This is a genomic window from Pseudomonas sp. PA-6-3C, assembly GCF_021605825.1.
Lineage (GTDB): Bacteria > Pseudomonadota > Gammaproteobacteria > Pseudomonadales > Pseudomonadaceae > Aquipseudomonas > Aquipseudomonas edaphica.
In genome coordinates this window covers 132928-159764 of record NZ_WKDV01000009.1, presented here as the reverse complement: position 1 = coordinate 159764, position 26837 = coordinate 132928, and the positions used below count along the sequence as shown (strand labels likewise).

The 26837-nt window shown below is 52.7% G+C and carries 22 protein-coding genes and 2 pseudogenes; 13 read left to right on the top strand and 11 right to left on the bottom strand.

Annotated features, from left to right (window positions below):
* Both GIW48_RS08965 and GIW48_RS08960 read right to left on the bottom strand, forming a co-directional pair.
* The coding region (locus tag GIW48_RS08965; RefSeq protein WP_236490668.1) for a hypothetical protein at positions 1-816 on the bottom strand (816 nt) is incomplete at its 3' end.
* A gap of 75 nt (positions 817-891) precedes the next feature.
* Entirely contained in the window at positions 892-1218 is a 327-nt protein-coding gene (locus tag GIW48_RS08960) for a hypothetical protein (protein WP_236461917.1), read from the bottom strand.
* 329 nt (positions 1219-1547) lie between these two features.
* Between GIW48_RS08960 and GIW48_RS08955 the strand changes: the two genes are divergently transcribed.
* Positions 1548-1766 carry a hypothetical protein gene (locus tag GIW48_RS08955; protein ID WP_236461915.1) on the top strand — a complete coding sequence of 73 codons (219 nt, stop codon included), beginning with the start codon at positions 1548-1550 and terminating at the stop codon, positions 1764-1766.
* A 185-nt stretch (positions 1767-1951) separates the two neighbouring features.
* On the opposite strand, the gene GIW48_RS08950 is transcribed toward GIW48_RS08955, so the two are convergent.
* The 3 genes from GIW48_RS08950 to GIW48_RS08940 form a co-directional block, all read right to left on the bottom strand.
* On the bottom strand, positions 1952-2731 hold the full coding sequence (locus tag GIW48_RS08950; RefSeq protein ID WP_181643194.1) for a hypothetical protein: 780 nt from the start codon (positions 2729-2731) through the stop codon (positions 1952-1954).
* A gap of 123 nt (positions 2732-2854) precedes the next feature.
* A complete protein-coding gene (locus tag GIW48_RS08945; RefSeq protein ID WP_181643195.1) occupies positions 2855-3157 on the bottom strand; it encodes a hypothetical protein in 303 nt (100 codons plus the stop codon).
* Between the two features lie 618 nt (positions 3158-3775).
* Positions 3776-4321: a hypothetical protein gene (locus GIW48_RS08940; protein ID WP_236461911.1), complete on the bottom strand. Its 546-nt coding sequence runs from the start codon at positions 4319-4321 to the stop codon at positions 3776-3778.
* 926 nt (positions 4322-5247) lie between these two features.
* Between GIW48_RS08940 and tmk the strand changes: the two are divergent.
* The 5 genes and pseudogenes from tmk to qatC all read left to right on the top strand — a co-directional run.
* A pseudogene (gene tmk, locus GIW48_RS08935) lies at positions 5248-5562 on the top strand (dTMP kinase); the annotation flags it as partial.
* Positions 5563-6225: 663 nt separating this feature from the next.
* Positions 6226-6774 (top strand): hypothetical protein, encoded by a 549-nt coding sequence (locus tag GIW48_RS08930; RefSeq protein WP_236461908.1) that lies wholly within the window; start codon positions 6226-6228, stop codon positions 6772-6774.
* A gap of 187 nt (positions 6775-6961) precedes the next feature.
* Positions 6962-8833, top strand: coding sequence for a KAP family P-loop NTPase fold protein (locus GIW48_RS08925; RefSeq protein ID WP_115984116.1), 1872 nt, complete (start codon positions 6962-6964; stop codon positions 8831-8833).
* 277 nt (positions 8834-9110) lie between these two features.
* Positions 9111-9716, top strand: a complete 606-nt coding sequence (gene qatB, locus GIW48_RS08920; RefSeq protein WP_236461904.1) for a Qat anti-phage system associated protein QatB — start codon at positions 9111-9113, stop codon at positions 9714-9716.
* The gene (qatC, locus tag GIW48_RS08915) at positions 9713-10981 is read left to right on the top strand and encodes a Qat anti-phage system QueC-like protein QatC (RefSeq protein ID WP_115984114.1); all 1269 of its coding nucleotides are present in this window, start codon (positions 9713-9715) and stop codon (positions 10979-10981) included. Before qatB ends, qatC begins: the two co-directional genes overlap by 4 nt.
* A 1041-nt stretch (positions 10982-12022) precedes the next feature.
* Here qatC and GIW48_RS08910 read toward each other — a convergent pair.
* The 5 genes from GIW48_RS08910 to GIW48_RS08890 form a co-directional block, all read right to left on the bottom strand.
* A complete protein-coding gene (locus GIW48_RS08910; RefSeq protein ID WP_236461897.1) occupies positions 12023-12853 on the bottom strand; it encodes a hypothetical protein in 831 nt (276 codons plus the stop codon).
* A 193-nt stretch (positions 12854-13046) separates the two neighbouring features.
* On the bottom strand, positions 13047-14201 hold the full coding sequence (locus tag GIW48_RS08905; protein WP_236461894.1) for a hypothetical protein: 1155 nt from the start codon (positions 14199-14201) through the stop codon (positions 13047-13049).
* Positions 14202-14335: 134 nt separating this feature from the next.
* Complete coding sequence (locus tag GIW48_RS08900) at positions 14336-14809, bottom strand: hypothetical protein (protein ID WP_236461892.1); 474 nt, start codon at positions 14807-14809, stop codon at positions 14336-14338.
* A gap of 353 nt (positions 14810-15162) precedes the next feature.
* Positions 15163-17748 (bottom strand): DEAD/DEAH box helicase, encoded by a 2586-nt coding sequence (locus tag GIW48_RS08895; protein ID WP_236461889.1) that lies wholly within the window; start codon positions 17746-17748, stop codon positions 15163-15165.
* Positions 17749-18213: 465 nt separating this feature from the next.
* Positions 18214-18732 (bottom strand): hypothetical protein, encoded by a 519-nt coding sequence (locus tag GIW48_RS08890; protein WP_236461885.1) that lies wholly within the window; start codon positions 18730-18732, stop codon positions 18214-18216.
* 229 nt (positions 18733-18961) lie between these two features.
* On the opposite strand from GIW48_RS08890, the gene GIW48_RS08885 reads away from it, so the two are divergent.
* On the top strand, positions 18962-19339 hold the full coding sequence (locus GIW48_RS08885; protein WP_236461882.1) for a type II toxin-antitoxin system CcdA family antitoxin: 378 nt from the start codon (positions 18962-18964) through the stop codon (positions 19337-19339).
* Positions 19340-19401: 62 nt separating this feature from the next.
* On the opposite strand, the gene GIW48_RS08880 is transcribed toward GIW48_RS08885, so the two are convergent.
* The gene (locus GIW48_RS08880) at positions 19402-19860 is read right to left on the bottom strand and encodes a helix-turn-helix domain-containing protein (RefSeq protein WP_115984106.1); all 459 of its coding nucleotides are present in this window, start codon (positions 19858-19860) and stop codon (positions 19402-19404) included.
* 246 nt (positions 19861-20106) lie between these two features.
* Between GIW48_RS08880 and GIW48_RS08875 the strand changes: the two genes are divergently transcribed.
* The 6 genes and pseudogenes from GIW48_RS08875 (at position 20107) to GIW48_RS08850 (ending at position 25726) form a co-directional block, all read left to right on the top strand.
* A complete protein-coding gene (locus GIW48_RS08875) occupies positions 20107-20619 on the top strand; it encodes a hypothetical protein (protein WP_115984105.1) in 513 nt (170 codons plus the stop codon).
* Positions 20620-20813: 194 nt separating this feature from the next.
* The gene (locus GIW48_RS08870; RefSeq protein ID WP_115984104.1) at positions 20814-21542 is read left to right on the top strand and encodes a metallophosphoesterase; all 729 of its coding nucleotides are present in this window, start codon (positions 20814-20816) and stop codon (positions 21540-21542) included.
* Positions 21543-22349: 807 nt separating this feature from the next.
* Entirely contained in the window at positions 22350-22988 is a 639-nt protein-coding gene (locus tag GIW48_RS08865) for an HAD family hydrolase (protein ID WP_236461879.1), read from the top strand.
* Positions 22989-23782: 794 nt separating this feature from the next.
* Positions 23783-23869: pseudogene (locus tag GIW48_RS29695) on the top strand (transcriptional regulator); the annotation flags it as partial.
* A 304-nt stretch (positions 23870-24173) separates the two neighbouring features.
* Complete coding sequence (locus GIW48_RS08855; RefSeq protein WP_236461876.1) at positions 24174-24824, top strand: hypothetical protein; 651 nt, start codon at positions 24174-24176, stop codon at positions 24822-24824.
* Between the two features lie 77 nt (positions 24825-24901).
* Complete coding sequence (locus tag GIW48_RS08850) at positions 24902-25726, top strand: NYN domain-containing protein (protein ID WP_236461873.1); 825 nt, start codon at positions 24902-24904, stop codon at positions 25724-25726.
* The last annotated feature ends 1111 nt before the right edge of the window (positions 25727-26837 follow it).

Here is a 26837-nt window from a genome sequence, read left to right as displayed (position 1 = left end):
GGGAGGGGCACTCTCCTTCCGAGGCTGCGCAAGTTCCAGCCAAGTGCTCGCACAGAGGTATTTAGGCTGAGTGGATACTTTGGCATTTTGAGGGCCCATGTCGATGGGTTGATGCTGAGCTTGCGCAGTGCTCGTATTAGCCCCAGAAGTTGGGGTGGATGGGAATATCACCCAAATACAGGCTGCTGCGCCGGCAGCCATGAGAAGCCGCTCTATCGTTTTGAAGAAACCTTCGTGTTTTTTCGTCCTGGCATCTTTGTAAATCAGCCGTAGCCGCCAGCTGTAGTCCATCACGCTCTGCTGGTGGTGAGCGCTAGTAATGGAGAGATACCTGAAGAACGTGGATAACAGCTCTCTTATTCGTTTATCGGTCAGCTTCTCAGGGCTCGAGTACATTCCCAGAATGATGTTCTCTTCGTTCATTTTCAGGACTGCTGAACTATATGGCGCCATGAAAACTGTGACAGCTCCCGAAGGAGATTGGTTGAACCACAATGCAGCGTCTTTTTCGAGAAGAGTTTTGGCAGCGCCTTGAGGGGGGTATTCGCTTTTTTCCAACGTATCGAGACCTAGCCGCCGGGTACCACACGTCAACTGCAATTGGGCAAGGTACTGGCCTTCAGGCAAATGCCGGTAAGCGTCTGGAACGACCGGATGCAAATACAAAGAGCCGAAATGACCAGCGAGCGGTGAGTGCTCTATCTCATCAAACACTGCCTGGATCCGCCTCACCATTGCTGGCCACATCTGTCGGCGCGCCAAGGACTCGAGATCATCGAGCTTGATACGCTCAGCGTATTTCTCAAAAGCTTTCATGCCGGGATGTTGGCGGCGATGAGTGCGAATCGGGCGCGAAGCGTTAGCTTGTGAGTTCATTGGTTAAGTTGCCAATTATTCAACTTCGGCGGTGTAGGGATCGTAATGGCCATGTACGTACTCGCCTCCCTTTTTCCAGACGATTCGGCCGATCGCGGCCTCGTTTGAAATCTGTACGACGTACTTAACCTGCTCAATTTTGCCTCCTGCTGCAGCCTTCTTCACCGCGCGAATAATGCGGTCGCGAACGTCCTTGATACCATCCTCGTTGTTAGCAATTTGGCTGAATCGGCCACACCACACAGTATCGACACCACTTAGTTTGACCCATCCCTGTTCCTTGAGGCTGGCGTCGAAGTCATTCCGCTGGGCCGTCGAGGCATTCTTCAAGTCGAGGGACATCATTGCTCTGATCACTGTGCAGTCCTTGAGTAAACAGTTGGATTGGCCAAGGAATGCCTCTTTGCAAGGCATGTGGCGCAAGGCCATCTTCCATTGTCAAGGGTCTCTAAGTCCAGCGTTACAAGCTCATCAGCGACGGTGGTGTGGTATCTGATCCAATCGGCAAGAGGAGCGCGCAGGCATAGCCGTAGAGGCGAGGATGGAAACCCGCAGGGCCGAGACGCAGTCAGGCGGCTTGGTGCATGACTGCCGTACCTTGGGCGCCCCAGTCCCCACGAATACGACTTCCCATTACGGTGAGCTATCATCGGGAGCAAACAGGAGGCTCTATGACTCGAGACACCAAGGACACCGTCTACTGTAATGTCCAGATGCCTATGGCCACGGGGCGAGAGCTTTCTCAGTTGGTGGCTGAGCTACGAGCATCAGGCAGTCATCCTGGACTCGACTCAGTCTTCGAAGAGATACAGTACGAGCTGGATTCGTCGATCGAGTTCGTCGAAGAGCACCTCCGTGGTGAAGGCGGATTCGGCCGGCGGCCACACTGAGCGGTCTAAGTCGAGACGGCTCACTTTCTACCCCCTAGGCCCAGAATAGCAACCTGCATGGCGCCAGCAATGTCAGATTTCGTACCCGACCCAGGCTAATCCAACCAGCATCAAGATGAAATTGGATGAGCCAAGGATGTTCGTAACATTCGAAATGGCGGACGAATGTGCAGATGGATACCCGCTTATTTTTTCTCTTCGAGGGGCTCTGGAGGGGCAACCATATTAGGGAAGCGCTCAGACATCACAACGTGTACAAAGCGCGGTGCCTCAGAAAAATCCTGATTCGAGAGAAAGGTACTGTCTACTGTCACCACCTTGAAATCCAGAAACTTATCCTCCTTAATCTTAGTGGCCCTTTCCGAGAGATCATATTCCGCACGAATAAGATCTTTCTGACCCGCCCCTATATTCCAAAACTGCTGAAGAGATGTCACATGACTTCGGAACCAAAAACGCACCCAGCGTGATCTGAGAACTTTGCCATCACTATTCTTCGTGGGCTTGAAGTCCCTAGTGGCAAGCATGGCAATAATTACCTCGTGCTCCTGGATATTCTGGTACTTCCAAACCCCATTGTTATCGATCTCCCGAAGAGCCGAAGTAAAATCCTTGATATCCGCCGTGCGGACGTATTTTTTGAACTGGTGCCAGTGGTACGTCCAGTTTTTGAAGAAGCTCGATCGGAGATCCGCTGCTGCTTGAGTATCCGGAAAATTCGCCGTTAGTACGGAGTATCGAATGGCTCCCTCAGCCTTGATAGGGCATTTGGGTGCCTTAGGGTTTCGCACATGAGCAAAATGAGCCTTCACTGCAGGATCAGGATCGTTAACTGCTTTTTCTGACAACGGCTGATTGCATGCCGGACAACGTGCAGGGCCCGTTGACGGTTTCGACCGCTTCAGATGAATGTAGTCATTGATAGTGATGGCTTCAGACAGGGTTGGGTGCATCGCTTTAAACATTAGAAGCTCCAGCAGAATTGATCCAAAATCCTGCCAGCGGTAAATCAGCTTGGCAACTCAAATGGTTGCACGAAGCCCGAATTAGCTCTCGGAGCTATCCGGTTTAGTATGTGGCGGGCGTCTTCACCGGTGAGAGCTTTTTTTGCGACGGAATCTGCCCTCGTCTCGACGCCCTTGCTTGTACCCCAGAAGGTAGTAGTCGTGGCACAGCCACCCAGCGTTGCGAATGGCAAAGTCAGGCATCTCAATGGGCATCGGGCCTAAGTAAGTTTTCTTGCTGTTAGGTTGGCCAGGGTGCTCGACGCGGAAAAGTTTCAGATGCTTTCCATCTGGCTCATATTGACTTTCCTGATCTGCTACCTCAATCCGCCACCCAAAGGTTGCTAAAAGCTCAGTATTTAATGACTCAAGATCTTTAGTTTCCATAAGGTCATCCGATATTTATCCGCATCATGTTTAAATTATGTTGGTGGAGATTGGAGTGGCGCAACAATGCGGTGCAACTGTAAGTGTGCAACTCGTACGGAATGAGGCGGGTGGTGATTCGGTTGATTTAATTTGATTTGAGCGCAAAATGGCTCGTGGTTTCGATAGTTACCGCCAGCCAACTTAAGTTTCTCGTCTCAAAAAGTGCAGGAAATTTTTGCCCGAACTTCTCGCGCTGAAGTCAATAAGTCACCGCACTGATCGGTGCAGTTAGCAAGCGGAGCGCGCAGGCCGTCAGGCCGAGGCGCGAGGATGGAAGCCCTCCGGGCCGAGACGCGTTAAGCGGCTCGGTTCACGACAGCCGTCCCAAAGGGCGCGCACAGAGAATTCCACGAACACCCATGTCATCGCGGAAAAGTTGTCATAATTATTTTCATATCCGCTAAAGTTTTCTGAGCGACAAACCGTTTAACTTTGTATTTAACAATGATGGTAAATTCATATGTTAAGTGAAGCCGGCATGACGATGGGTAATATTTTCAACGTTGAGCGATGCCCCCCGCTCGCGCCTTACTTCTCACTCTGACCTTTGAACTTTGCACAGCCACCGTAGAAGATCTATAAACCACTGCATGTTTTGCTTCCGGGGATTGGCTCAAGTGGAAGTTTCGCATTCATGAGGGGCAGCTCGGGTGAGTAGTCCAAGATTCCAATTTCAGCTGACCTTATGATTGGGTTGTTGTATCTTTCCAGTACGCTTGCGTTTTCTGGATCCGTGGACTTTAGGTTGTCTGAGCAAACCACCAGTATCCATTTTTTCTCGGAGATTTTTCTTACGAGGGCTTCCAGTGCAAATACAAAAGCCCTTAGCTTTTCTTTGTTCAGATCTTGATCAATAACAATATCTAATCGCCCATTGTCAATTTGTAAAACCTTAATTGGGGAAAGCATCCTGGCAATCAGCGCTTCCTCGATAATGGTAATTACTTTTGAGTCGAATTCGCCATTCCAGAGAACTGCAAATCGTTGTAGTCCTACCGATTTGCGAAAGCCGAGCGACGGGGTGTGTGACTGCGGAGTCGAAAATATCAAGTATTGTGTTTCATCTTGAGCGAAGGTAATTGAGCCCAGGGACTCCGTATGCAAAAAGGGCGAATAAATCATAGGTATTCCAAATCATTGAAAATGAAATCGCGAGCTTGCTTAGCGGGCTAGTGCATGCTCGCTGTTTGTGGCGCTCTTTCGTTCTATTGCTGAAATATATATGGGGTATTTAGTCAAGTTTTTTGTCTTGTCTCGGGTGCGTTAAGTTGGTTAACGGTATTCTTAAAATATCCTGTGATGAGTGTTTTATAATAGTGCTTTTCGTCAGGTTTAAATGTCAATTCATTGGTAATTAGTGGTTCGTGATATATGGGTGTTTTTTTGTTTTGGGGAGCCTTTCGTTTAAACGGAGGATTGCAGGTGTCGGTTGGAAATAGCTTATTAGGATGTCTGGGGGTATGACTGCTTATGAAGGGTATACATATTATCCTGGGGTGATTTAGCTTCGAAAAGACTGGGTGGGGTATTTGAGGGGGCGCTTCTGTATCGCTTCGTCGATAGACGTGTCAGCCGCCTCATAGATGTGGTCGGCTTAGGCTAAATTGACAGGACAAAGGTGGTTTCACACGAAGCTTCTGCTAGTTATGTTGGGGCGGTTAATCGACCAAGTCGCGTAGCGCCCTCTGGTGCGTTCAAACGTGGTATCTGCTATGGCAGCTGTGACCTGCATAGCCCAGCGCAGGCTTCAGTCCTGGGCTTTGATGCCTCTGTCGCTCTAGGTGCTAGCTTAAATAGTGGTTTGCATCGAGCCAGACAGGTAGAGCTCAAAGATATAGAATCAAGCGCCTGTTCCTCGGGTTTACATTTTGACTCATCGAGGAGTCATCGAAATTCACTTTTTTGGGCAGCACTGAGAAACCAGGTTTACATTTTCACCGTGATGAAGCCCATTTTTTGGTTGGGTTGACCTGTTTTTAAATAAGTGAACGAATTTAGCTGCGTTGCATAAGGTTTTAGCCTTGAATTTATTAGGTTTTTTAAGATTTATGTTGGTGCAAATTCAAGTTTCTCTTGGGTTTACATTGGTGGCGCGAGATATATTTGGCGGGGGCAAAAGCACCAACCGCGATTACCTGGCCGAGCGTTTGCGCGCTGAAGGCATCGAGGTGCTGTTGACCCGTGAGCCCGGCGGTACGCCGCTGGCCGAGCGCATTCGTGAAGTGTTGCTGGCAACGGGTGAAGAACAGATGAACCCGGACACTGAGCTGCTGTTGGTGTTTGCCGCCCGCGCCCAGCATTTGGCCGAAGTGATTCGCCCGGCCCTGGCACGGGGTGCTGTGGTGATTTGCGACCGTTTTACCGCGATGTTATTTTCTGTTGGAAGAGAACGTCAACCCAAAATGGTTTGCCATCTCGACCTCCTCGAAAATACATTTCTTGCCTAGAAGCCCCGCTACGCAAGGGCTTCTGGAATCGGAAGGTTGTTGCTTGATTCCATTATAGCACTGGTCATTTCGAAAAAGTAAACCCCCTAGGCCTCTGATAATGCAAAAAAATCAAAGGTAAACCCAAAAGCCCCATTTATCTCGCTTAACGTGCCTTATTCCAGCTCCATACCTGCCTGAAACCCAATAAATTCAGGCTTTTTAGGGTTTACGTTTTCCTCTCCTCGTCCTCTTCAACTCTATAAAGCTAACGCTCAACACCCCCCAAAATACTAACCCTAAGCACAACCACTCCTGAGCAAGCGGGTATGGTCATCAGCCTTCCACTCCCCAATCTCATCTTTCGTTTCTTGATTTCACACTGCCACCATATGAAACTCCTGATGATTGTTGGTGGGTGTCCATCCGCCGAACAGGAGAGCGATTTAGCCCGTGCTGTCGGCCATGAGGTCGACCATCCGCGCGTCTGTACGCCTCGCTGCCCGTTAGCCCCACCTCGCTCTCTCAGTGAATCGCCAAACAGACACGGGATACAGCCTGGCAATTGGCGTCCGCTGTTCGCAAATTTAAGGCCTCTCTATGCTCCACACCGATGATGTACAGCAAGCCCGGGACAATCGGGAGAACGAAGCGTCCCCTAAAGCCCGTCTACCCCTCTGTGCCTGGCAGCCCGGCCAACCGATCCCCCGACCTGAGATCGTAGTGTGCGACCAGTATGAAAATTATCTGGAGACGCCGCCTGAAGGCTTGGAGGTCGAGGACGCGGAGGTGATTTGGTGGACGGTAGCCTCTAGCTTCAGCCGCGAGGAGTTACGGAGCAAGCTCGTGCCAGTCATCGAAAAGCGGCAAGACTGGGCATGCTTCCTCTTTTCCCCAATCGCAGACCTGGAAGGCAATGGCCGCTATCCATCCGGTGTCATTCAGCTTCTTCGAGACATTCTGCCGGAGGGCGCGCTCATTGCTGTTGAGCCCGCAGCAGGGGAGGAGTTGTCCGAGCTCGCGGGTACCTTGGCTATCCAAAACCTGATTTGGCATGAACTTACCTGGGCCGCTTTTCGGCTTGCTCTGAATCAGGAGCTACCTGACTATCTTCGGGACATGTACTTTGCTGGTGATTTGGGGATCTAGTAGGGGAGGGCGCGACCCTTTCCTGATTAACCGTCATGTAACGAAACATTTCCTCATCTCAGTGCACCTGTAGGTGGTGGCCACTGGCCCAGCGCAAGGCTACTATGGCGCGTCGTTGCCATTGCTTCACGCTGACAACTTTCACTCGGAAAGCTTTCATGCTGAAGACGTCCAGGGAGGGGTTGCCATGTGGGTAGATAACGAGACGGAAACAGACTTCCTCAATTTTTCTGGGGTCGCTGACACGGTCGCCGAGATCGTCTACCAGGCCGATGGTCGTCCGATTTCCATCGGCGTATCCGGCGCTTGGGGCGCGGGCAAGTCGTCCATGATCAAGTTGATCCAGGCGTCGCTGAAAGATCCTCCCCAAGGCGAAGAGAAACCAAAAAAGGACTTTGTATTCGTCGAGTTCAACGCCTGGCTCTATCAAGGCTACGATGACGCCCGTGCTGCCCTGATGGACGTGATCGCCACGCGTCTGGAGACCGAGGCTAAGAAGCGCGCGAAAGGACTAGATAAGGCATCTGAGCTGCTTTCGCGGGTGAATTGGCTCCGGGCCGCGAAGCTCGCTGGCAGCACCGCCTTGTCTTTTGCTACCGGAGTACCCGCGCCGGGCCTGCTGGGCGAGATCATCGGCCTTATTGACCGAGTTCGATCTGGGCAGGTTGATCAGGATGCCATTGAGGCATTGCACGACACCGCCGAAAAAGCCAAGGATGAGGCCGGTAAGCTATGGAATAGTACACCAGCCAAAAAGTCTCCGCCGAAGGAGATTCAGGCACTCAGGGATAACTTCGAGGCCATCCTGGAAGAGCTGGGGGTCACCCTGGTCGTGTTGATCGACGACCTGGATCGCTGCCTGCCGGAGACCACGATCTCAACCCTGGAAGCCATTCGTCTCTTCCTGTTCCTGCGCAACACGGCGTTTGTGATCGCTGCGGACAACGAGATGATCAAGCACGCGGTGCGCAAGCACTTTAGCGGAGTGCCCGATGATGTCTTGGTGACCAGCTATTTCGACAAACTGATTCAGGTGCCGATTCGTGTCCCTCCCTTGGGCACCCAGGAGGTCAGGGCGTACATGATGATGCTGTTCCTAGAGAACAGTACGCTGCCCAAAGAGGTCGTCGAAGAAATTCGAGTCAAGGTGCGCGGACAGCTTCGGACAACCTGGCAGGGCAACCGGGTGGATCGCGCGTTCATGCAGACCTTGTACGACGATTACCCCACAGACCTGATCGGCAAGTTTGATACCGCTGAGCGCCTGGCTGCAGTAATGACGTCCGCTTCTGGTATCCAGGGAAACCCGCGACTCATCAAGCGATTTCTCAACGCCCTGTCCATCCGGATGAGCATCTCTCGGGCTCAAGGGGTGGGTGTCGACGAAGCGGTGCTACTCAAACTTATGCTGTTCGAGCGTAGCGGTAACCCCAAAGCGTACGAAGAGCTGATGAAGGCTGTGGCCTCACACAAGGACGGCAAGCCCGTGCTGCTTGGCGAGTGGGAAGCGGATGGGAAGTTGGGTAAGGCCCTGACACTCCAGCAGCCCTGGGATCTTCCTTTCGTCAAAGAGTGGCTCGCTCTGCCTCCAGCATTGGCAGACAAAGATTTGCGGGGTGCTATCTACGTCAGTCGTGAGCACGCTCCGATCATTACAGACGAAGACCGATTGTCTTCAGAGGCTGCCGAGTTGCTTACGGCACTGCTTGCTACCCCTGACATGGCTGAGCAGCTCAAGGATCGGCTGGCTCTCATAGCGCCTGTCGATATCAACGTCGTGATGGATCGTTTGCTGGATAAAGCGGGTGCTGAGCAAGAGTGGGGCGTACCGGACATCCTGGAGGCGTTGCTCGTGGTCGGGCGCCTAGATGCACAGCAGGGGCTCCGCCTGGCGGCGTTCCTGAAGGCACGTCCGCCGGCACAAATACAGCCGAGCATTGTGCCAAAACTGACGGACGAGGCTTGGGTGAAGTCGGTCTACGAATTCTGGATGACGGCTGAAGTCAGTGGGCCGGTGAAGGCTGCGATAAGGAAGTTCGATGGGAACGTCACAAAATAACGATCCGCCTGGCAAGGGCCTACCGTACGTACCACCTTGGACTCCTCCGCTGCCGCCGTTGCCGCCGCCCGTGCCGCCAAAGCCGCCCGAGCCACCGGAGGATCCACAGGATGACGGGCCACCTGAGCCAGACAAGGACGAGACCGAGGATGGTAATGACCAACCCGAAGACCCAAGGCAGGTACCCCAGGCACCTTCAACCTTAGCCCCTCCTGCGCGATTCAAGGGAGCTCGGCGAGGGCTGGGTGACTTCGCAAACAGTGGTAATCGCAATAGCTTGCGCAAGAGCCTGCGGGAATATGTGCGCCATGGGTATGGTGGATCAAAAACCACCACGGCACGCTTTGGAGGCACCGCGTCAATCGCCGGGGCCTTCGGCAGCGCGCTTGAGTCGGTCGCGGATGGCAGCCAGCAAGCTGGCCCTGGTGTACTTGACCGTGCCCTTCTGCAAGGTCGCTCCGCCTCCGAAGTGATGGATGCGCTGGTTGAAGCAGTCCGCCCAGTAGACGGTACTCAAGATGCAGAGGCCGAGCGTGCTTCGATTCGTGGGTCGCTGTCCGATGTTTTGGTGCGCTACCCAGATGCTGATCTGCTCAACCTGTCAGCTGAGCAGCGGGCTTTTGCGATTGAGCGTTTCACAGCGATGGACGTGTTCCATCGGTACGAGCTCGATATGTGCAAGACCATCCAGGAAAAGGCGCCTTCAGCATCGGTCGCAATGCGTCGCTTGAAGGAGATCAAGGACTACATCAAAGAATGCGTGAGCGCTTCGTTCCGCAAGATCGCAACCGCTAGAACGCCTTTGACTACCGCAAGGATTTCTCAGGTGGTCACCCAGGCGCTGCAGGACACCTTTGAAGTGTTTGAGGGGTACGTAGAATGAGGTTTGTGTGCGGCCCAGCTGGATTCACGGTGCCGGGTATGGACGGCGCCATGCAAGTAGTGATCTACGGCAAAGCTGAAGATGGACAGGTCAGCGTCGGTGGCTATGCCCGTGAACTGCTGGACAAAGCCCATTTGGAAATCAGCCCTCAAGCCTGGGACTTTCTGAGTATCGCGCTTTCGGTGGTGGCTGCTGACTTCACTGATTTGAGAGCAAAGAGTGCCGACGCCTGGACTCGGCAGATCAGTCTTGAGATTGCTGTGCAAGATCCGGTGTTTTGGAACGCCCAGGCTCGTGCCTTGGAGGCGGCGTTGCGCTTTCTCACAACGGATCAATGGACGCTGGCATTTCATCCTGGTGGTTTTGGGCCACCTGCACAGATGCAGGCTCTGCATCCTGTTGAAGATTCGGTGGTGCTGCTCTCTGGCGGTCTAGACAGCTTGATTGGTGCAATTGACCTAGTCGAACAGGGGATAAAACCCTACGCAGTGAGCCAGATTGTCAGAGGCGATGGCGAGAAGCAGGATCTGTTTGCTCAGAGCCTTGGGTTGAACCGGATCGGTCTCAACCACGTGGCCAGATCGCCCGGGCAGCAAGAGCCGTCCCAGCGCGCTCGCTCGATCGTATTTTTGGCATTTGGCCTAGCCGTAGCGACCTCGCTCGATCGCTACCATCGTGGTGAGACCGTTCCGCTGTATATCTGCGAGAACGGATTCATCGCCATCAATCCACCGCTGACCATATCCCGGATCGGTAGCCTGAGCACTCGCACTGCGCATCCTGAATACTTGGGGCGGCTACAACAGATTTTTGATGCTGCTGGCATCAACGTTCAGATTCGCAACCCCTATGCCTTGCTCACGAAAGGCGAAATGATGGTGGGCTGCAAAAATCAGGATTTGCTCAAACAGCATGCCGTGACATCCACCAGTTGTGGACGCTTCCAGCGGTTCGGCTATAAACATTGTGGCCGTTGCGTTCCGTGCCAAGTTAGGCGCGCTTCGTTTAAACGCTGGTCGTCGCTCCGTGATCAAACCGAATACGTCCACGATAACCTGAACAAAGATGACCTGCAGCATGGGCGATTCGAAGACGTGCGCTCGGTGGGCATAGCGTTGGCAAACGTGGCTCAAAATGGCTTCGAAGAGTGGCTAGGCCACAGCCTCTTTTCTCCGTTCATCCATGATCGCCAAGGGTACAGTCAGATGCTTGCGCGAGGGCTTGATGAGCTTGGCGTTTTGCATCGTGACTATCGGCTGATTTAGCCGAGGGATGCGTGCGTCGAATGGCTACGCGGTGTGGCTTGATGCATAGCCATAGTCTATGTGTGGTTATATGCATGGGCAAGTGAGGCCGATCCAGGCGCTTCTCGCAGATCTGTGGCATTCAGAATTGGGAAGCCATTTGATGAGCCGAGGGGCCTTGATCGAGGTCTCATCTGTCCAATTCTGAATTGACGGTCGCGATCAGCCCATGTCATCTATGAAGTCTGGTGGCTTAGCCGTCCTGATCAACCTTTCAGTAACTCAGTATTCCAGCCTCCCCATTGATTTTACCATCCTTAGTTGAAGATTTTAATCAAGGCGATCCTGCTTCCATTTAAAGTTCGGTTTAGCCTTATATTGTTGCGGCGAACTCTTGGTTCGAACATAATTCGCGCCCCTTCAACCTAGTACCATCGACCGAATGTTGGCCGGCTCACAAAAATGGTGAGTACCTGACATTTTATTGGGGGATGGCGGTAGAGTTAACCCATCTGTTAAGTGAGTAGAGGCTGATATGGGCTGTCTTCAAGAGTTCGCTCGTCTGACTGAGTTATTGCGTATGTTGGAAAAACAGAAAGAGCATATGCTTCAGGATGGAGAGCTCGTTCGGGAGCTGGAGTTCGAAAGGAAATGCAACGCGCTCTTGGACGAATATGGCATTTCTAGGGAGCGCATGTTGGAGATCGTACTGGGCCGTCCCGATGTGCCCCGGGCAATTCGAAAGGAGCTAGCTGGTGTGAGGGATTTGAAAAGCGAAACCCGGGCTCCAACCCCTGCTAAGCAGGCTGCTGCGAGCACCGCACCTGAATCTGACCTGCGACCTGCCAGCTCAAATGCTGCTGCATGGAGGGAAAAATTTGGACATCGAAGCTTTGAGTCTTGGTTCAATCAAGCGAGTCCTGAGCGCAGCTGAGTTAAGTAGCAGTTTTTAAAACATTAACACAGCGGCTGATTTTGAATTTCCCGGATTTTAAATGGTTAGTGTTGGCTAGATAGTGAAGTTTGACACTAACTCAATTCTGAATTGACATGCGTTTATGGTCAGATTGCTGTCTGTATGGCCAAGAGCTGTTTCATTTCCGAATAGGCTCTTGCGACCGGGGTGTCCTTAGTCATTAGCTTACCAAAGAATGAAGCCATAATTACGTAATCTTGATCAATAAGGTCGTTTGTTATGCGAGCGCCGGGGCGACTGTCGATCCCACCCTTGCTGACCCATTCCATATTGTGCCAAAAGCAAGATATGAAATACCTCAGAACCAGTGGCTTATTTTTCAGAAACTTTTTGATGCGGACGTCCGAAAATCCTTTTTTCCTGAGAAATACTGTCGCACACTCAAAGGCCATTGAATAAATGGCCCCAAGGCGATGCTCATTCGGTGGGGTTTGCCGTAGTTCTTTGGATGCCGTCGGCCCGAGAACAGTTTTCAGCAGGCCGTCTCTTTTCAAGAACTCTTCTTGGTTTTTGACATGATTCAGCTCGTGCTTTTCAATATCTGGCTGAATTTCCTCGATATGTGCAGCGATGAGGCCTAGCCCGGCAGGTGAGTCAGAGCCTGCTTTCAAATCGTTCATCGCCAGTCGAATGACCTTGGTGAAAGCTTTGTCGACCAAGCGTCCTTCCATGCTTTTCAGCTCGGCGCACTCCATTTGAAACGCAACGCCGACAGATAGCGAAACCGACACTCGACCGGGAATAGACGACAGGGCGCCCAGTGATCCGCGCATGGTTTCCCGCCATTGGGGGCCTTTGCACATTTCGAGGAGTGCAGCGTCCGGAATTAAAAACTTGGCCTTGGGCCTATCTTCAATTAATTGCTTCAGCTCCTCCGAGCGGAAGTAGTTCTGATCCAAGGTGTAAATTTCTGTCATGGGGGAGACCTAAGATACGCAATCGCTCATGGCGCAGCCGAGATGGACACGGTGGTTATTACATACAGATCATCAACACGGTTTTGGATTACGGACGCCAGGCGATCCTAGTCGTTTGTCTGAGATCACCTATCTCATCCTGTATGGCTGAGTATTCCGTAAATGAGTTATCGGGCGTGCACAACCATTGCCATCATTCCTTAGCCATTGGCGCAGGCTCCTCGCTGCCCTCAGCTCGGCTAACGCTCTCACTGGTCTCAACCATGCGCAACATCTGCTCCCTGACTTGGTGCTCACATTTGTGGCAGGCGAAGTATTGAATTCTTTCCACGTCGCCTGTGACGAATTCATCGCATCGTTCGCACATAATCGCCTTCCAGCCCCGGTCAAAGCACGATACACAGCTCCACATTCCTTCGATGAAAAATACCGATGGTTCAGGGTGTTCACACTTGTGGCAGGATGCGATGTGCAGCTGACCTTCTTCGCACCAGTCGTCTCCCTCGGCAAAGTGTTTAGAGCAGAGGTCGATCAGGATGTCGGTATCAGCTACGTGGCCGCAGTTCGGGCAAGCATGCAAATCTTTCTGGAAGAATTTGAATGGCGCGTTGCAGCTCGGGCAGGGCAATTCTGCCTGGCACTCTTCCACAGCGGTGTCATCGACCCCACACACCATGCAGGTGTAGTCAGTACCCCATGAGTGGGTCTCGCCAACAATAGCGGCGGGCATGTGGCAATGGCCGCAGGGAGTGATTTTTTTACCTTTCTTCTCTTGGATCTCGATTTGAGGCTTCAGAATTTCGAATCGGGTTTTGATGAATTCGCCCTGGCGCATCATGCGCTGGTTGAGCACTTGTAGCTCCACTGCATAGGGTTGAAACACGCCGTCCCATAACCCGGTCAGAAGCGCATGCAGGTAGTGCCAAGATGCCCATGCCTCGGCAATCACGCCGGCCTGTGTCTTGCTCGGATTATCCATACCTGAATGTGCGAAATGGACAATCTGATTTCGGTGCTCGCCCAGTGCCTTGAAGTTGTCAGAGGCGTTCTTGTCGATTTTCTCGCCAAGAATGGACGGGATTCGGTTAAGGGCGTCATCAAGGTAAACGGAGAGAAAGTCACCAACGGCTAAGTTTTGGAGATCTCCGGTCTCAGGCTTTGAAAGCATGAGTGTCCAGTGCTCCTTCATGAGCCGGGCTTTCAGGAACAGCTCGACCGCCGTGTACAGATCGACGATGGCATTCTTGGGTTTGTTTTGGAGATGGTCGATAGAGCTATTCACGAAGCCCAGGGCGTTTCGCACCAGGGCATCGAAAAGCTCTTCTTTCGTCCGGCGTTCCTGCTTCAACCACCTGCGTGCCATTACGCTTCACCGCCTCTGTGTTGATTGTATGCTGGGATTGTAGGGGCGAAAGCACCTCAATGGCTCGCTTTCCGCACGCTCGCTATGGCCCACGCGGGAGCCCGTAGGCCAACTGGTGGCTATTCTTGGAGGGTGACGGTGATGGCAGTAGCATCTATGCCATAGAACCGGGCCATAGAGTCTTTGGCTCCCTTGATCGTTAGATAGGGCTCTCCCTTTGTCTCTGCGACAAAACCTTCGACTTCAATGGGAGTATTCATGCTGAATAGCTCCCTCACTCCGCGAGCTAAACCTACGTTCTCATTGTTTTTGAACAAACCGCTGACGGATCCAGAGACATCGATCGCTTTTCTAAATTTCACATCCCATTGCTTCTCGCCGTCAGGGGACAAGACCTTGCACCACTCACAGATCTCGAAAATCAAACCACCTGGATCATGCGCAGATCCATCGGATTGGCCCTTAGGCCAGTATACGAACGATACTGCCAACGCCTCCGCGTCATCTGCCACGGGCAGGCGTAAAGAGGCGCCATCGGTTTTGCTCCACGGAGCGGCGGTCTGATGTCGATAAATGAATTCTCTGTTACTCATGGCAATTCCTTAAAAGACTGCGTTGACTCTTAGACGGCTCGGTGTCGAACCTTGTCTGTCGACGGCCCGGGAGACCATTTCACTGGTAGTGAAGGGGGGCTGGCCTACGGGTCAAGTGTTAAACAAATGGTGCAAAACTGGGCGATCGAGTCAGACCTTGGCGATCTGCGATTTCACGGCCAGCGTCAGAGTTAACCGCTGATTGGTATACGTCTTGAAGAAGCCTTCTTTAATGGCCTTTGTCTGAGTGGTGGTGGGTGGAGAGCAGTCTCGCAAGCCTGTTTTACTTCAAAGGCGGGAATGACCATACGAGAGGTGCTTTGCCTGCTCCCGTATGGTTAATTTCCGCTGGGCTAAACGGCTTGCATGTGCTGCTCGACCGGGGTGGCTTGGACATGCCGGCAGATAGACGCGAAGTCGACCGCCTGCTGCTTCAGTACGTCCATCGCCTGTGCTTGCCAGACTAAGTCACCCTGCTCAAAGAAGCTTGATCTGAGCTTGCGCACGACTTGGAGAGCATGCGCTGCAAAATTGCAAAAATTACCGAGTTCCCAATACAGCAAGCCAGCAGAATGAACCAGTGCCGCGTGGCTGATCTTGGTCGCAGGGGTAACTAGTACTGTGAGGAATTCGCACTCTGAGGATTCGCTGACGTTTGCTCGCATCCAGTCTGGGTGTGAGGTAGCTTGCCTTGCTTTGTTCACGTGCAACGTTCCGTCGGTGGTGTTGACGTAGTCCTCGAAGACAATGCACTTCGTATCACAAATCCACCATGGATCTGGCGAGCCGTCACTTTCAACCTTTCCTGCATTGAAGCCTAAAAGCCCCCCAAGGTCTTTTTGCGCTTGCTCGAACGTATCGGGATGCCGAAGCCCATCTAGAATGGACATCTCTAGCTTGGCAAAATCACGATCATGGGTGGCGCCCAGTCGAGTCAGTTCAGCGCCCAATCGCTCGACCTGGCGTTGAAGAGCAATATCATCTTCCTGAACATTGACTGATTCACTGACCTCACGGCGAGCAAACGTTGTGAGCCATGGGATAGTGGGAGCGCACTTATGCGCATCGCTGAAATACTGTCGTGACTTTGCTGCCATTGAGGAGTTGCCAGCCTGCGCTCCGAGGTAGCACGCTGAACCAGCAAGGTAGTTCCAAAGCGCTCGGTAACCTCGCAGATCAGCAGAGGTTAGGATCCCTAAAACGCGCTCAGCGGCGCCTACTGCCTCTTCATAATTATGGTTCCAAAGCGCAGTCTGGTAATCGATTTCAGCTCCAACGGCACTCTCCAACTCTGCGATCGCTGGCAAGAACGTCTGTTGAGTGCGATCGCGCTCATCAAGGATCAATCGGTTGACCTGTTCCCAGTCCCTGCCGTTTGCTAGGAAAATTTCAAAATTCTCGATTATGTCGGCAAGCTCAGTGCCTCGGGACTGCTCTGCCCCAAAGCTGATTTCTGCCTGGAGTTCCGGGTGGAAAAATGGTCGGCGGCGCAAGTCTGCCAGATAGTCTGGTAGCTCATCGCCGGAAACTACCACGGCGGAATAGTCTTCAAGGGAGCGGGTACATCTCCCGATAGCCTGAACCACCCTGGTCTGGATTCGTTCGTTATAGAGCGCGTTAGCAGCCATCCGGGTCATCAGGAATCGCTCTTGGGCATTCATCGCTTTGGGAAGGCCTTCAATGAATAGTAGGCGGCATTCATCCCCGGCGAAGTCGATCCCGTCATATCGGTTTGCAACGACGGCTACCGCTTTTTTAGCCAGCGTGAAGTCAGCCTTAGATTCTTCGATATCCGTTGCGTGGAATACTCTAAATTTGAGGTTTTTATTAACTTCCTCGGCAACCTGCGCGGCTGCTTTATCGCTCGGTACAAGTACAACGCTGCGACTAGCTCGCCGCATCAGCTCACATCTAAGCTGTACAGTCTCTTCTGCGGTAAGGGACATCTGTGGAAAAATGAAGAAGCGGCGGCCAACACCTTGGGTGTCCCAACCGTCAGGTGCAGGGAGACGCATGATTTTTTTGCGGCCAGTAAGCCGTTCCAGGTCTCCTCCCGCACCTAGGGTTGCGGACATGTATATACGTTGCTTAGCGTGGCCAAATGCGGGGTGAGAGAATGTAGGTGGCAGAAGAGGCCTGATCATTATCTCCTGAGAAGATAGGTAGACGTGGCAGGCGTCAAGGTGGCTACGGATCAGTGACCAGGAATAGGCTAGGTCGGTGCCCTGGGTATGGACATCCAGAATTTCAATGATCTGGGGTGTAAGCTTTACCACCGTAGGCGTAGCAATTTTCTCTACCCAGTTACGGTCTACCACGTCCTCCCAGATGCCGCTCAAGCGCGAGAGGTCTGTGGCGGTCAGATAGGGTGCGAAAGCATTGCAAAGAGCTTGATGCAATCCTGCGTACCGGCCTTCGAGGCGGTTAACGCGCAGCGTCCATAGATGCGCGATATAGTTTTCACTGGCGTGTGCATCGTCGACAAAGATGATGTCGGCTTGATTGAAGAATGGATTTGTATTGAATAAAGCTGAATAGGTGGTGACTGCGATTTTTTGCGCTTGGAGGTAATCCGTTTTGGATGCAGGGGTGAAATCTCTCTTGCTGCCCACAAAAGTTGACACCGAAAGGCCGTATTTTTTCTCTGCTTCCTCGGCTACCTGATAGACCAGTTGCTTAGTAGGGCAGAGGTAGATTACGCGTTCCCTGTACTTTCGACGGCGCCACTCTGCGATTAGTAGCCCCACCAAGGTCTTTCCGCTACCTGTAGGTAGCTGCAATGCTACGTCCTCGGCGTTGACAGCTTTTGCAGCATAGGCTTGCATCATCTGGGCCTGATGAGGCAAGACGTCAGGAAATTTTCTCCGAGGTAGCTCCCGGAAAAGTTTATCCGGCGAGTCAGGTACAGAAGTACCTGTGTTGGGGATCTTGAAAGCCATGTTCACTCCTTGTGTGCGCCTTGGGACATGCCTGCCGGATTCATGGTGCGACTTTCAGTAACATTCTCTGAACGCCCGGTGGAGCCAATGTATAGCAGGCTCGGCTTCCGAATGTTGAGTTATGCCTTCAAAGGTTTGATTGGTTGAGTCTGCGGATAGCCTATGTTGCGATCACCCGTACAATAACTTCTTGCTACTGGCACATTACGTGGACTGAAAAGGTTCGTGCGTCCAATAAGGCCAGCTGTCATATCGAGGGGCATGAAACCTTCTAGAGGATCGAGGGCCCTCGAACTGCATCGCGTTCAGATGGCATCATCCGCAGGATAGTTAAAAGGACGGTAGTCATGGCCGTCCCAGGGTTGTCAAGATGGAGTAGGAGGGGCAATAGCAGTTTAAAACTGCAAGCTCTCCGGCTCCAGAGTGGCATCCACCTCGGACACCCCATCGCACCATGTCCCCAACTTACGCCCGGGACGTGTCCAGCTGGTCAAAAGGCCGGATAGCCCGTGCGTTATCGAGCCAGTCCTCAGGGTCTTCAAGTTTCTCTCTGACGTAATCGCCGTCGCGATTGCGGTAGCCGAAGGCCAAGTACCGCAGATTTTCGCGGCGGATCATGTAAGCCGCCGTGACCCTAGCCTGGCAGGCATACTCTGCTCCATCGAAGACGGGGGCGAGCAGTCCCATCCTGGCCAATGTGAGCTCAGTCTGCTCTCGCACAAACTCGACGAAAAGTTGCTGTGGGTCTGCCACCTCTGCTTTGAGCGCCTTGGGCCGACCATCTTCATGTTCCAGGCCGTAGAGGTAAGCCGTCTCCTGAGACTCCACAAACAATATATTCTTGAAAACCCGACATGCACCTCCAGGCTCGCAAGCCTTAATGTCAGCGAGCCAAAGCTCGTCATGCTGGGAGTCCGGGAAGCGCCCTGCGAAACGCGGGTTTGAGGCTGAGTAGATGGTGGCTGGTGTGATGCTGTCCTGCATGGTTGCGCTCCAAAAATACCGTCGGGTGTCGTCCATCATCGAGTGTAGTCACGCATGGCGACGATCAATGACGACTACTCTGGGGATGGACTTGGGTGTTGAGCTATAGGCAGGAATATGACTCGTAACGAACGGGGAGTTCTAATGGCAAGCTAGGCGTTCAATTCCGGGGCTTTGCAGGCTTTGAGCAAGAAAATCCATTCGTTCTGCGCAATATAGGAGATAAGCCATGCCTCTCGGCTACGATCCAAATGCCCCCAAACAGGCACTCAATCTTTTCGTCAACGGTGACCTACTGGACAGAGCAGTGGAATTGGATCTGAACCTCTCCGCTGTCTTAGAAAACGCCATAGCTGACGCTGTCGTCCGGTCTCATGAGAGTGAGCAGGGCCTTGCAGAAAACCGAGACGACATACTGGACGAATCCGTGTATCAGATTGACCAGAATGTACTGACTGCAGCTATTGGTGTTTTCGGTAACGCCACTCACGCGAAAAAATGGCTGACCACCCCATCGCGAGCGCTAGACAACATGCGCCCAACAGAGGCCGATACTCAAGAAGTCATGGATTTGATACGCCGCATAGACAACGGCTTTGGTAACTAGCAAATAGCGTCAGATCTGGCGGCTGTCAGCATGCCCGAAATCACCTCAGCCCCACATCTTGCTCAAAGCTCATGCCAATGCCGCTGAACGGTGGATCTTGGAAGCCCCAGTTCTTTCGCTGCCTCAACCTGCGTCAGCCCCTGACTTTTGAGCTTCTGCACATTCGCACGCGTAGCGGCAGCGCGAATGCTCGTTGGGTGTGTGCTATCTACGGTCTCTGCAGACGCCGGTGGAATCTGATCAGCCAACCCAAGAACTTCCAATTCTTTGATTGCCTGCATCAGCACAGTCTTGGGTGAGTCCTGAGAGTCAGAAGCTGTGGCAACGGCTATCAGAGCGGAAGGGGAAAGATCGAGCATATAGGCTAGGTCTGCTGCCACCTTGAGCGTCGGAGTGGTCTTCCCGCTTTCCAGTTGGCTGATATGCGACGCAGCCACCGTCCCGCTGAGATCCTTCTGCGTCAAACCTTTGGCCTGGCGGATGACGCGTAGCGCGGCGGCGAAACCAGTTTGAATCGACATTAGGTCTTCTCAAAAGGAGACGGTATGCCTCGTTTGCCTGCGCCCGAACAAATCTATATATTAAGTCGTATGGGCATTACGTTGCCTTCACGGTTAGCTCCTGGCATGCGGCACAGAACGGCGTTTCAGCAACATGCCTGCAAGGGCCGCCAAGGCCCGTGGTGGCGCTCCCTCACGGGGTCGTGCTGAGGCGCAATTAAGACTTAAATTGCTTTATGTACAGGGTAGACACAAAGGAAAGCCAGGATGTCAGAGCTGAAGAAAGTAACTGTCACTGTTAAGAATTTCGAGTCCAGCTCAGCTGACGACTATGCGCGTCTTTACAAAAAAGTTCGTCTTTTGGATCTGTCTGGTAAGAACATTTATTTTAAGAATCTAATCATTCCAAAATACCTTGAACGCCGAGGTGCGTTTGCACAGGACGTTTCGAGAACTTGGTATGTAAAAAACGTTCATGGTTCTGCAGTGGTATTGGTAGCGTTTGAAGCCCAAAACGGTACTGTCGAATATGATCTTGATGAGGTTCGCAACTTGTCCCGCAGGGGCTTCTGGTGGGGAGTTCTGATTGGGATTGCCGCAATCCCTGCCGGATGCATTGTCGCCATTGCAACGTATGGGCTCGGACTGGCCTTGATTCCCTTTTTTTTGTATCAAGCGTATATGCAGGTCATCAGGATTCCGTCTCGGTTGAGCCATAAGCAATTGCTTCAGGACTTTTCTCAACACGGCATTAGGGGTGGCGAGGGTTGGTCTCGCTAGATGGTTTAGTCGCGACGGACGCTTATGGGCCTGCCTACCGCTAAAGAGCACGCTGATCACAGTCAGTCTACTCCGAACTTCAATATAGCGATAAACCATCAATTGGAAGATCCACGCAGAACCGTCAAGAGACAGGTTCTGGGTTGGTGAGAAATGCCGACCCGGCCCGGTTCTTGGGAGATAAGGGTTCCCCAATGAAGATTTTGATTTACTCGGATTTGCACAACGAATTTGACTGCTTCGCCCCACCCGATATCGACGTTGACTTAGTGATCTTGGCTGGGGATATCGATCTCCTGCACCGAGGGGTGAGGTGGGCAAATGACTCGTTCACAAGTGATGTGATTTATTGCAGCGGTAATCACGAGTTCTATAAGGGCCATCTCATCCGTACTCGCGAGAAAATGGAGGCAGCAGCGGCCCCGCATGTCCATGTCCTGGACAACCAAGTCTGGGCATCGGGCGGTGTCCGATTTCTTGTTGCGACCGCTTGGACTGATTTCTCTGGAACAGGTGATGTGATGGCTGCTTCCAGTGCATGCGTTCGGGAGCTGAATGACTTTCGAATGATCCGCACGGGTAGCGAATACCGTCGCATCCGACCAGCGGATCTCATTGAGAAAAACCGAACAGCTTACGAGTTTTTGCGCGAGCAGCTTGCGATTCCATATGCCGGCAAGACGGTAGTTATCACTCATCATTGCCCCATCCCAGAGGCCTCTGGGGGAGAGCATTCTGAACATTTGAGTGCCGGCTATTTCAATCGCTGGCACCAGTTAGTTGATCAGTCCGACGTATGGATTTTTGGGCATACCCACTATGCGATCGATCAATTTTTTGGGCGGTGCCGGCTAATCTCGAACCCTCGGGGATATCCGTCTGAAGAAACGGGGTTTGACCCTAGCAAAATTCTGGAGATTTAAAGTGCCAAAAGTAGCGAGGAGTCCGGCGGGTGACGTAACTCCCATCCCTCTGCAAGTCATTGCAGCGAAGCGAATCAAGTGGGGCGTTGTCATCGATGCGTACCTTACCGATGTCGCGAGGGTTGGGGCGCGATACTCGGCTATGGCTTTTTCGGATCGGGCAGGTCTGATTGAGGACGGAGAGACCGTCGCCACTCCGCCGGCCAAGGCTGTCGCTGAACAGCATGGCTTCGTATTGCTCCAGAGCCTCAGTGGCCATGATCATTACGTCGTCGTGAACTGGCTCGAAGCCGATCAGGCCAGCAACCATGCCAGTCTATGAAATGATCCGGATCACGGGGCTTGGGGAGGTTTATGGCGAGCATATGCTCCTGGATTGAGCTACCGCGCTTGCTCGCTGCCGATTGATTTCCGGATCACACCTATGATTGTCGTTGCTTGTTTCTGAGCGGATCTGGGGCTTTCTAGATGTTCACACAGGCGTTAGGCGGGGAGGGTAGCCGACTAGTCATGTTGCTCTCGTGCAGCGTCCGGATCTTCATATCTGGCACAGATATTGGGCTCATTAACGTCGCGTTCGGTTTGCCCAAACGACCCGAAAAACGGGTGTCTCAGAAAGATGTAAACCTGTTTTTTAATCTGTTAACCACTACAGTTAACAAGTCGAAAAATCAGTTTACAGTCCCCTGTTGCAGAGGGCTACGTCATGATCGAAGTGATTGGCGTAACAGACTCGGGTACCGTTTAACGACGGTTTGCTTCGGCAGTCATGGTGCTTGAATCAGGTCGGTCAGGAGGCAAAGCATAGTGATTTCAGCCGTCATACTCGATGCATTTGGTACCGCTGTTCGCATTCGTCAACGCACCAACCCTTATGGGGCTTTGTTCAGAGAAGGCCGCCGACAGGGGGTAGCGCTCACACCCAACGGCCCTCACTTCGTAATGACGGCAAACCTCACTTTTGATCAAGTGGCTGAACATCTGGGGATAGAGCTTTCTCCCTCTAAGCGAGCCGAGATGAACGCTGCGTTAGGCAAAGAGCTGGTATCCGTCGAGCCCTACCCTGATGCTCTTGATGCGATTGCCAAGTTGCAGGAAGCTGGGGTGATCATTGGTATCTGTTCGAATTTAGCTCAGCCCTTCGGTTCTGTGATTAGGAAGGCCTTTCCGCACGTGCAGTATTACGCTTTCAGTTACGAGCTTGGAATCATGAAGCCGAACCCTGAAATCTATTTGGCCTTATGCAGTGAGATGGGCGTGGAGGCCGGTCACGGCAACGCTGACAAAGGACGAGTAGTAATGATTGGTGATTCGAGAAAGTGCGACAGAGATGGCCCCAGCGGTCTCGGAATAATCGGGTACCACTTGGATCGGTCAGATCTGGGGCAGATAAGCGATCTCACGCAATTCGCTAACCAGCTCATCGGTCATGATTGTGCTACGTGAGTGGTAGGCATCCTGAAAGTCGGTCAGTTGATACATCCGGGTGAAGATCTAGGCAGCCCTGAACTCACCCGATATCCGAAAGACCGTCCTTGGCACGTTGCTCTGACCCCCAAATAGGGGGGGCTACCGACCTTCTCAGAGAGTGCCAAAATGCCGTCTTCTGCGGGCAGTGTCAGACAAGTCTATGGTTTTGCGACATTTAATGTCGCTTTAAGGACTTTTTTGCACCCCACCCCCTTGAAAATTTTAAAGCGAGACGGAGTTCTATATTTGAGAGCAAAAAGATTTTCTACGATGCCGGCCCCACTGATGATGCTTGGATAGGACATGGTGTGATGGTGGATCTTTTCGCTTTTGATCTGAGAGCTTTTTAGGCCTCAATTGCCTTGCCGATAGGCGAGGCGAGGGCTTCTAGGGGGGATCGTCTCTTCGGCCGTAAGGCCGCTGCTTTTGCTTTTGACTTCAAAAAACAAACTGAACCCAATTTTTTTTGAGTGGAGCAGCTCCGCTTCAAAATGCACCCATGTCAGACAACCTTCAACAACCCTGGAATTGGGAGGGGCTGTATTTTCCCTCGTACATAGGAGTGTTATTGGCTCTGGATTATCAACACATTGATCCGCGTAATGATGTCCATGGATTACTGAGTAGCGTGGACTAAAGATAGACTGTAAATGGATCGAGAAAAGATCCATTTTCGACATATTTAAGAGTGCCATTCATTCCGATGTGCCCTAGCAAGAATCATCAATATCTTCAAACCTGAGTCAGCGCCGCAGAATTATGCGAGATCTGTAGCTAAGGGCGATGCTGGCCTCAAGAAAGAAATCGAATTCGAAACGAAGCTGCACGATTTGCTCGCAAAATACGGCTACAGCCTCATCCGCGCATGCTCCGGACGCGCTTTGGGTGATGGGTTCCAATGCCGTCATCACATGGCCCAAGCTGGTGGCCCTGGCAGATGTCGTGAACAGTGTCTCGAAGTCTGGCAGCACCATCGCTCTAGCTCCAATGAATAAGTGCCGCCCACTAGGCTTTGCCGGGGTGGGCCTGAGGCATTCGTCCTTCATCCAGAAGATGTGATGCCGGATGGCTATTTGCCATTTGTTGTTCATCTGTGAGAAAACTGCACTGTACGCGTCCGTTGGCTTAACGAACGTCGTCGTGACCCTAAGGAGAGATGTTTTGAGCAGGGACAGCAAGATCAAACGTATCCGAAAAAAGAAGGCAGAGCAGCGTAAGAAAAATCAAGCCAACCCCACGCCGCGAAAACCTTTTAATGAAAACGACGTTGGCCGGTTAACCGCTGAAATGTTCGAGCCACTAACTACCCCTAAGTCGGTCACGGAGCAGATCACGAAATTTGCTTCTGAGATCGAAGCCGGTGCTCCTGTCTTTCTGGAGTGTCAGCCCGAACCCTGGAGCCGGCAGAGTATGTGCGACATGAACGTGGAGAAGTTCATCGAGGAGCACGGCGGCTCGATGCTCTGCGGATACCGGGTTTGGTACACACATCCCATCTATGTAGAGGGGGAGCGCCACGCCGTATGGATAAACGGGGATGAGATCCGAGACGTCTCATTCGTCGATACCGGTGAGACACAGGTATTGTTCCTGCCGGATGCTGTCTCTGGCAAACCATTCGACGATGCTCCGAAAAAGATCCGACGTGCCTTCTCTGATGCACATCAGAAAGCCTTGAAGCTCTACGAGGACTTTGAAACGGCTCAACGTATTCTAGAGATGCCTCCGGCTGAGGCTTGGAGAACCATGCTCAGTTACGAGCAATGGCTGACAGGGCAGCGCATGCCCAATTTTATTTCTAAAGTCGTCTAACGTCCGCTCCGGGCGTGCCTGTCTTAGATACAGTGCGAGCGCTGGGTGTGGTGATGCAGCAAGCATGGAGCTTACGAATGGCAATAGCCCCAATTAACGGAGAAGTCCGCGTTGCGGTTCTGGTCGATTGCGACAACGTGTCACCGGAGGTCTTGGAGCATGCGCTGAAAGTAGCCGCTCAGTTCGGTCGGATCGTCGTAAGGCGAGGGTATGGAAATCACGGCACCCTCGCCAATAAATGGCAGGAAGCGCTGGTCAGACTGGCGTTTACGCCGTGCCTCCAATACCAGTATGCCTCTGGTAAAAATACTTCAGACATCGCGCTCGCCCTCGATGCGCTGGAAGCGCTGTTCGATCACCGTGCCGACATGTTTTGCCTGGTGACCAGCGATTCTGATTTCGCATACCTCTGCCGCAAACTGAGGGAGCGGGGCGCTGCAGTTTGTATCGTTGGCGAAGCCAAAACCCCGGATGCGTTGCGTAACGCCAGCGATCAGTTTTTTGAGTGGCGCCGCAGTGAGGAGCCAAGTAAGCACGAGTCGGCTTTCGTGAAGGATCAGGAAGCCTCAGCGGCGGGTGCTGATGCTCTCACAGTTAAGAAAGACGTGCAGGAGCAGCCAGGCAAAACCGTTTTGCGCAGGCCCAGGTTCATCATCGATGCGGTATCGCTGCTGGCTGCGGGGACGAACGAGGGAAGGGCAACCCTGAGCGGGCTAGGGTTCTATCTCAAACGCACGAATCCAGCCTTCTCTCCGGCTGAATATGGGTATTCGGGCTTGCTGGACATGCTCAAGACTTACGACTTGCTCGAAACTCATCGCGAACCGGGAGGGCATTGGACAGTAGGCTTGGCGGCCACCGCCAAGGTCGCGCCTGAAACCGGCTCAACTGCTGGTAAGTAGAGCTGTCAGGTGTGTTGCCTGCACCTAGTACGGTGAATGGATGAGCAGTTTGTTAGATCAAAGCATCACGTAGATAAGGGAAGGGGTGGTGGTCGAATGACAAGGATGGCACAGGCCCTTGCGCTCATATTCTGCGTGGTCGTCGCAGGCTGGACTGCTAGTGCATTCGCGCGCGGTGCAGCGGTGCATGTCAGCGGTTATACGCGGGCCAATGGAACCTACGTCGCCCCACACTATCGATCGGCGCCCGATGGCGACTTCAGCAATAACTGGAGCACCCTTGGGAATATCAATCCGTACACCGGCAAGCCTGGCACGCTAACATCTCCACACGGTTACGGAGGGGGCGCAGCCATCTCTGCGCCGGTGGTAATTGATGGAACCTCATCTTTTCAACCTCAATCAGAACCGGTGGAGCCATCCCAGCCGTCCCAGTCTCGGCCTTCGCACTACTCGTCCCCTACCGTGAGACATAACGAAGCTCCTGCAAAGCAGGGTAACTGGCTACCTGAGCACGCTCAACTGGATTACTCAAGACGAAACTGGGAGTGCGTGAGGGGATATCGGCGTACGGGTGATACGTGTTCCCAGGTCACCTTGCCCAGGCACGCAAAGCTCGATTTCTTCGGTCACAATTGGGAGTGCGAGCGCGGTTTTCGCAAAGTGGCCGATAACTGCTTGGCCGTTGAGATTCCTATACATGCCAAGCTGGACTTTCTCGGACATGAATGGGAGTGCGAGCGTGGATACCAAAGACAAGGTCGTGGTTGTCTGGCGGTAGGTGTTCCCGAACACGCGAAACTCGATTTTTTCGGGCATGACTGGGAGTGTGTGAAGGGATATAGGAAGTCCGGCGACAATTGTGCAATTGTATCGGTACCCCAGAACGCCAAACTAGATTTTCTTGGTCACGATTGGGAGTGCATGAAAGGCTATCTGAGGTCAGGGAACCAATGCCTCCAGGTTCAGGTGCCCCTCAACGCGAGGCTCGATTTCCTAGGGCATGACTGGGTGTGTAACGCAGGGTTTCAGCGGTCGGTAGATGCGTGCTCGGCGGTGAGTCGGCCATGAAGTTAGCCCGTTTGTGTACCTCTCTGGAGGTGAAAGCGGC

Bases quoted from the DNA above. Each gene is read 5' to 3' on its own strand.
- GIW48_RS08960 (WP_236461917.1), bottom strand. From the start codon at position 1,218: ATGTCCCTCGACTTGAAGAATGCCTCGACGGCCCAGCGGAATGACTTC.
- GIW48_RS08955 (WP_236461915.1), top strand. From the start codon at position 1,548: ATGACTCGAGACACCAAGGACACCGTCTACTGTAATGTCCAGATGCCT.
- GIW48_RS08950 (WP_181643194.1), bottom strand. From the start codon at position 2,731: ATGTTTAAAGCGATGCACCCAACCCTGTCTGAAGCCATCACTATCAAT.
- GIW48_RS08945 (WP_181643195.1), bottom strand. From the start codon at position 3,157: ATGGAAACTAAAGATCTTGAGTCATTAAATACTGAGCTTTTAGCAACC.
- GIW48_RS08940 (WP_236461911.1), bottom strand. From the start codon at position 4,321: ATGATTTATTCGCCCTTTTTGCATACGGAGTCCCTGGGCTCAATTACC.
- GIW48_RS08930 (WP_236461908.1), top strand. From the start codon at position 6,226: ATGCTCCACACCGATGATGTACAGCAAGCCCGGGACAATCGGGAGAAC.
- GIW48_RS08925 (WP_115984116.1), top strand. From the start codon at position 6,962: ATGTGGGTAGATAACGAGACGGAAACAGACTTCCTCAATTTTTCTGGG.
- qatC (WP_115984114.1), top strand. From the start codon at position 9,713: ATGAGGTTTGTGTGCGGCCCAGCTGGATTCACGGTGCCGGGTATGGAC.
- GIW48_RS08910 (WP_236461897.1), bottom strand. From the start codon at position 12,853: ATGACAGAAATTTACACCTTGGATCAGAACTACTTCCGCTCGGAGGAG.
- GIW48_RS08900 (WP_236461892.1), bottom strand. From the start codon at position 14,809: ATGAGTAACAGAGAATTCATTTATCGACATCAGACCGCCGCTCCGTGG.
- GIW48_RS08895 (WP_236461889.1), bottom strand. From the start codon at position 17,748: ATGGCTTTCAAGATCCCCAACACAGGTACTTCTGTACCTGACTCGCCG.
- GIW48_RS08890 (WP_236461885.1), bottom strand. From the start codon at position 18,732: ATGCAGGACAGCATCACACCAGCCACCATCTACTCAGCCTCAAACCCG.
- GIW48_RS08885 (WP_236461882.1), top strand. From the start codon at position 18,962: ATGCCTCTCGGCTACGATCCAAATGCCCCCAAACAGGCACTCAATCTT.
- GIW48_RS08880 (WP_115984106.1), bottom strand. From the start codon at position 19,860: ATGTCGATTCAAACTGGTTTCGCCGCCGCGCTACGCGTCATCCGCCAG.
- GIW48_RS08875 (WP_115984105.1), top strand. From the start codon at position 20,107: ATGTCAGAGCTGAAGAAAGTAACTGTCACTGTTAAGAATTTCGAGTCC.
- GIW48_RS08870 (WP_115984104.1), top strand. From the start codon at position 20,814: ATGAAGATTTTGATTTACTCGGATTTGCACAACGAATTTGACTGCTTC.
- GIW48_RS08850 (WP_236461873.1), top strand. From the start codon at position 24,902: ATGGCAATAGCCCCAATTAACGGAGAAGTCCGCGTTGCGGTTCTGGTC.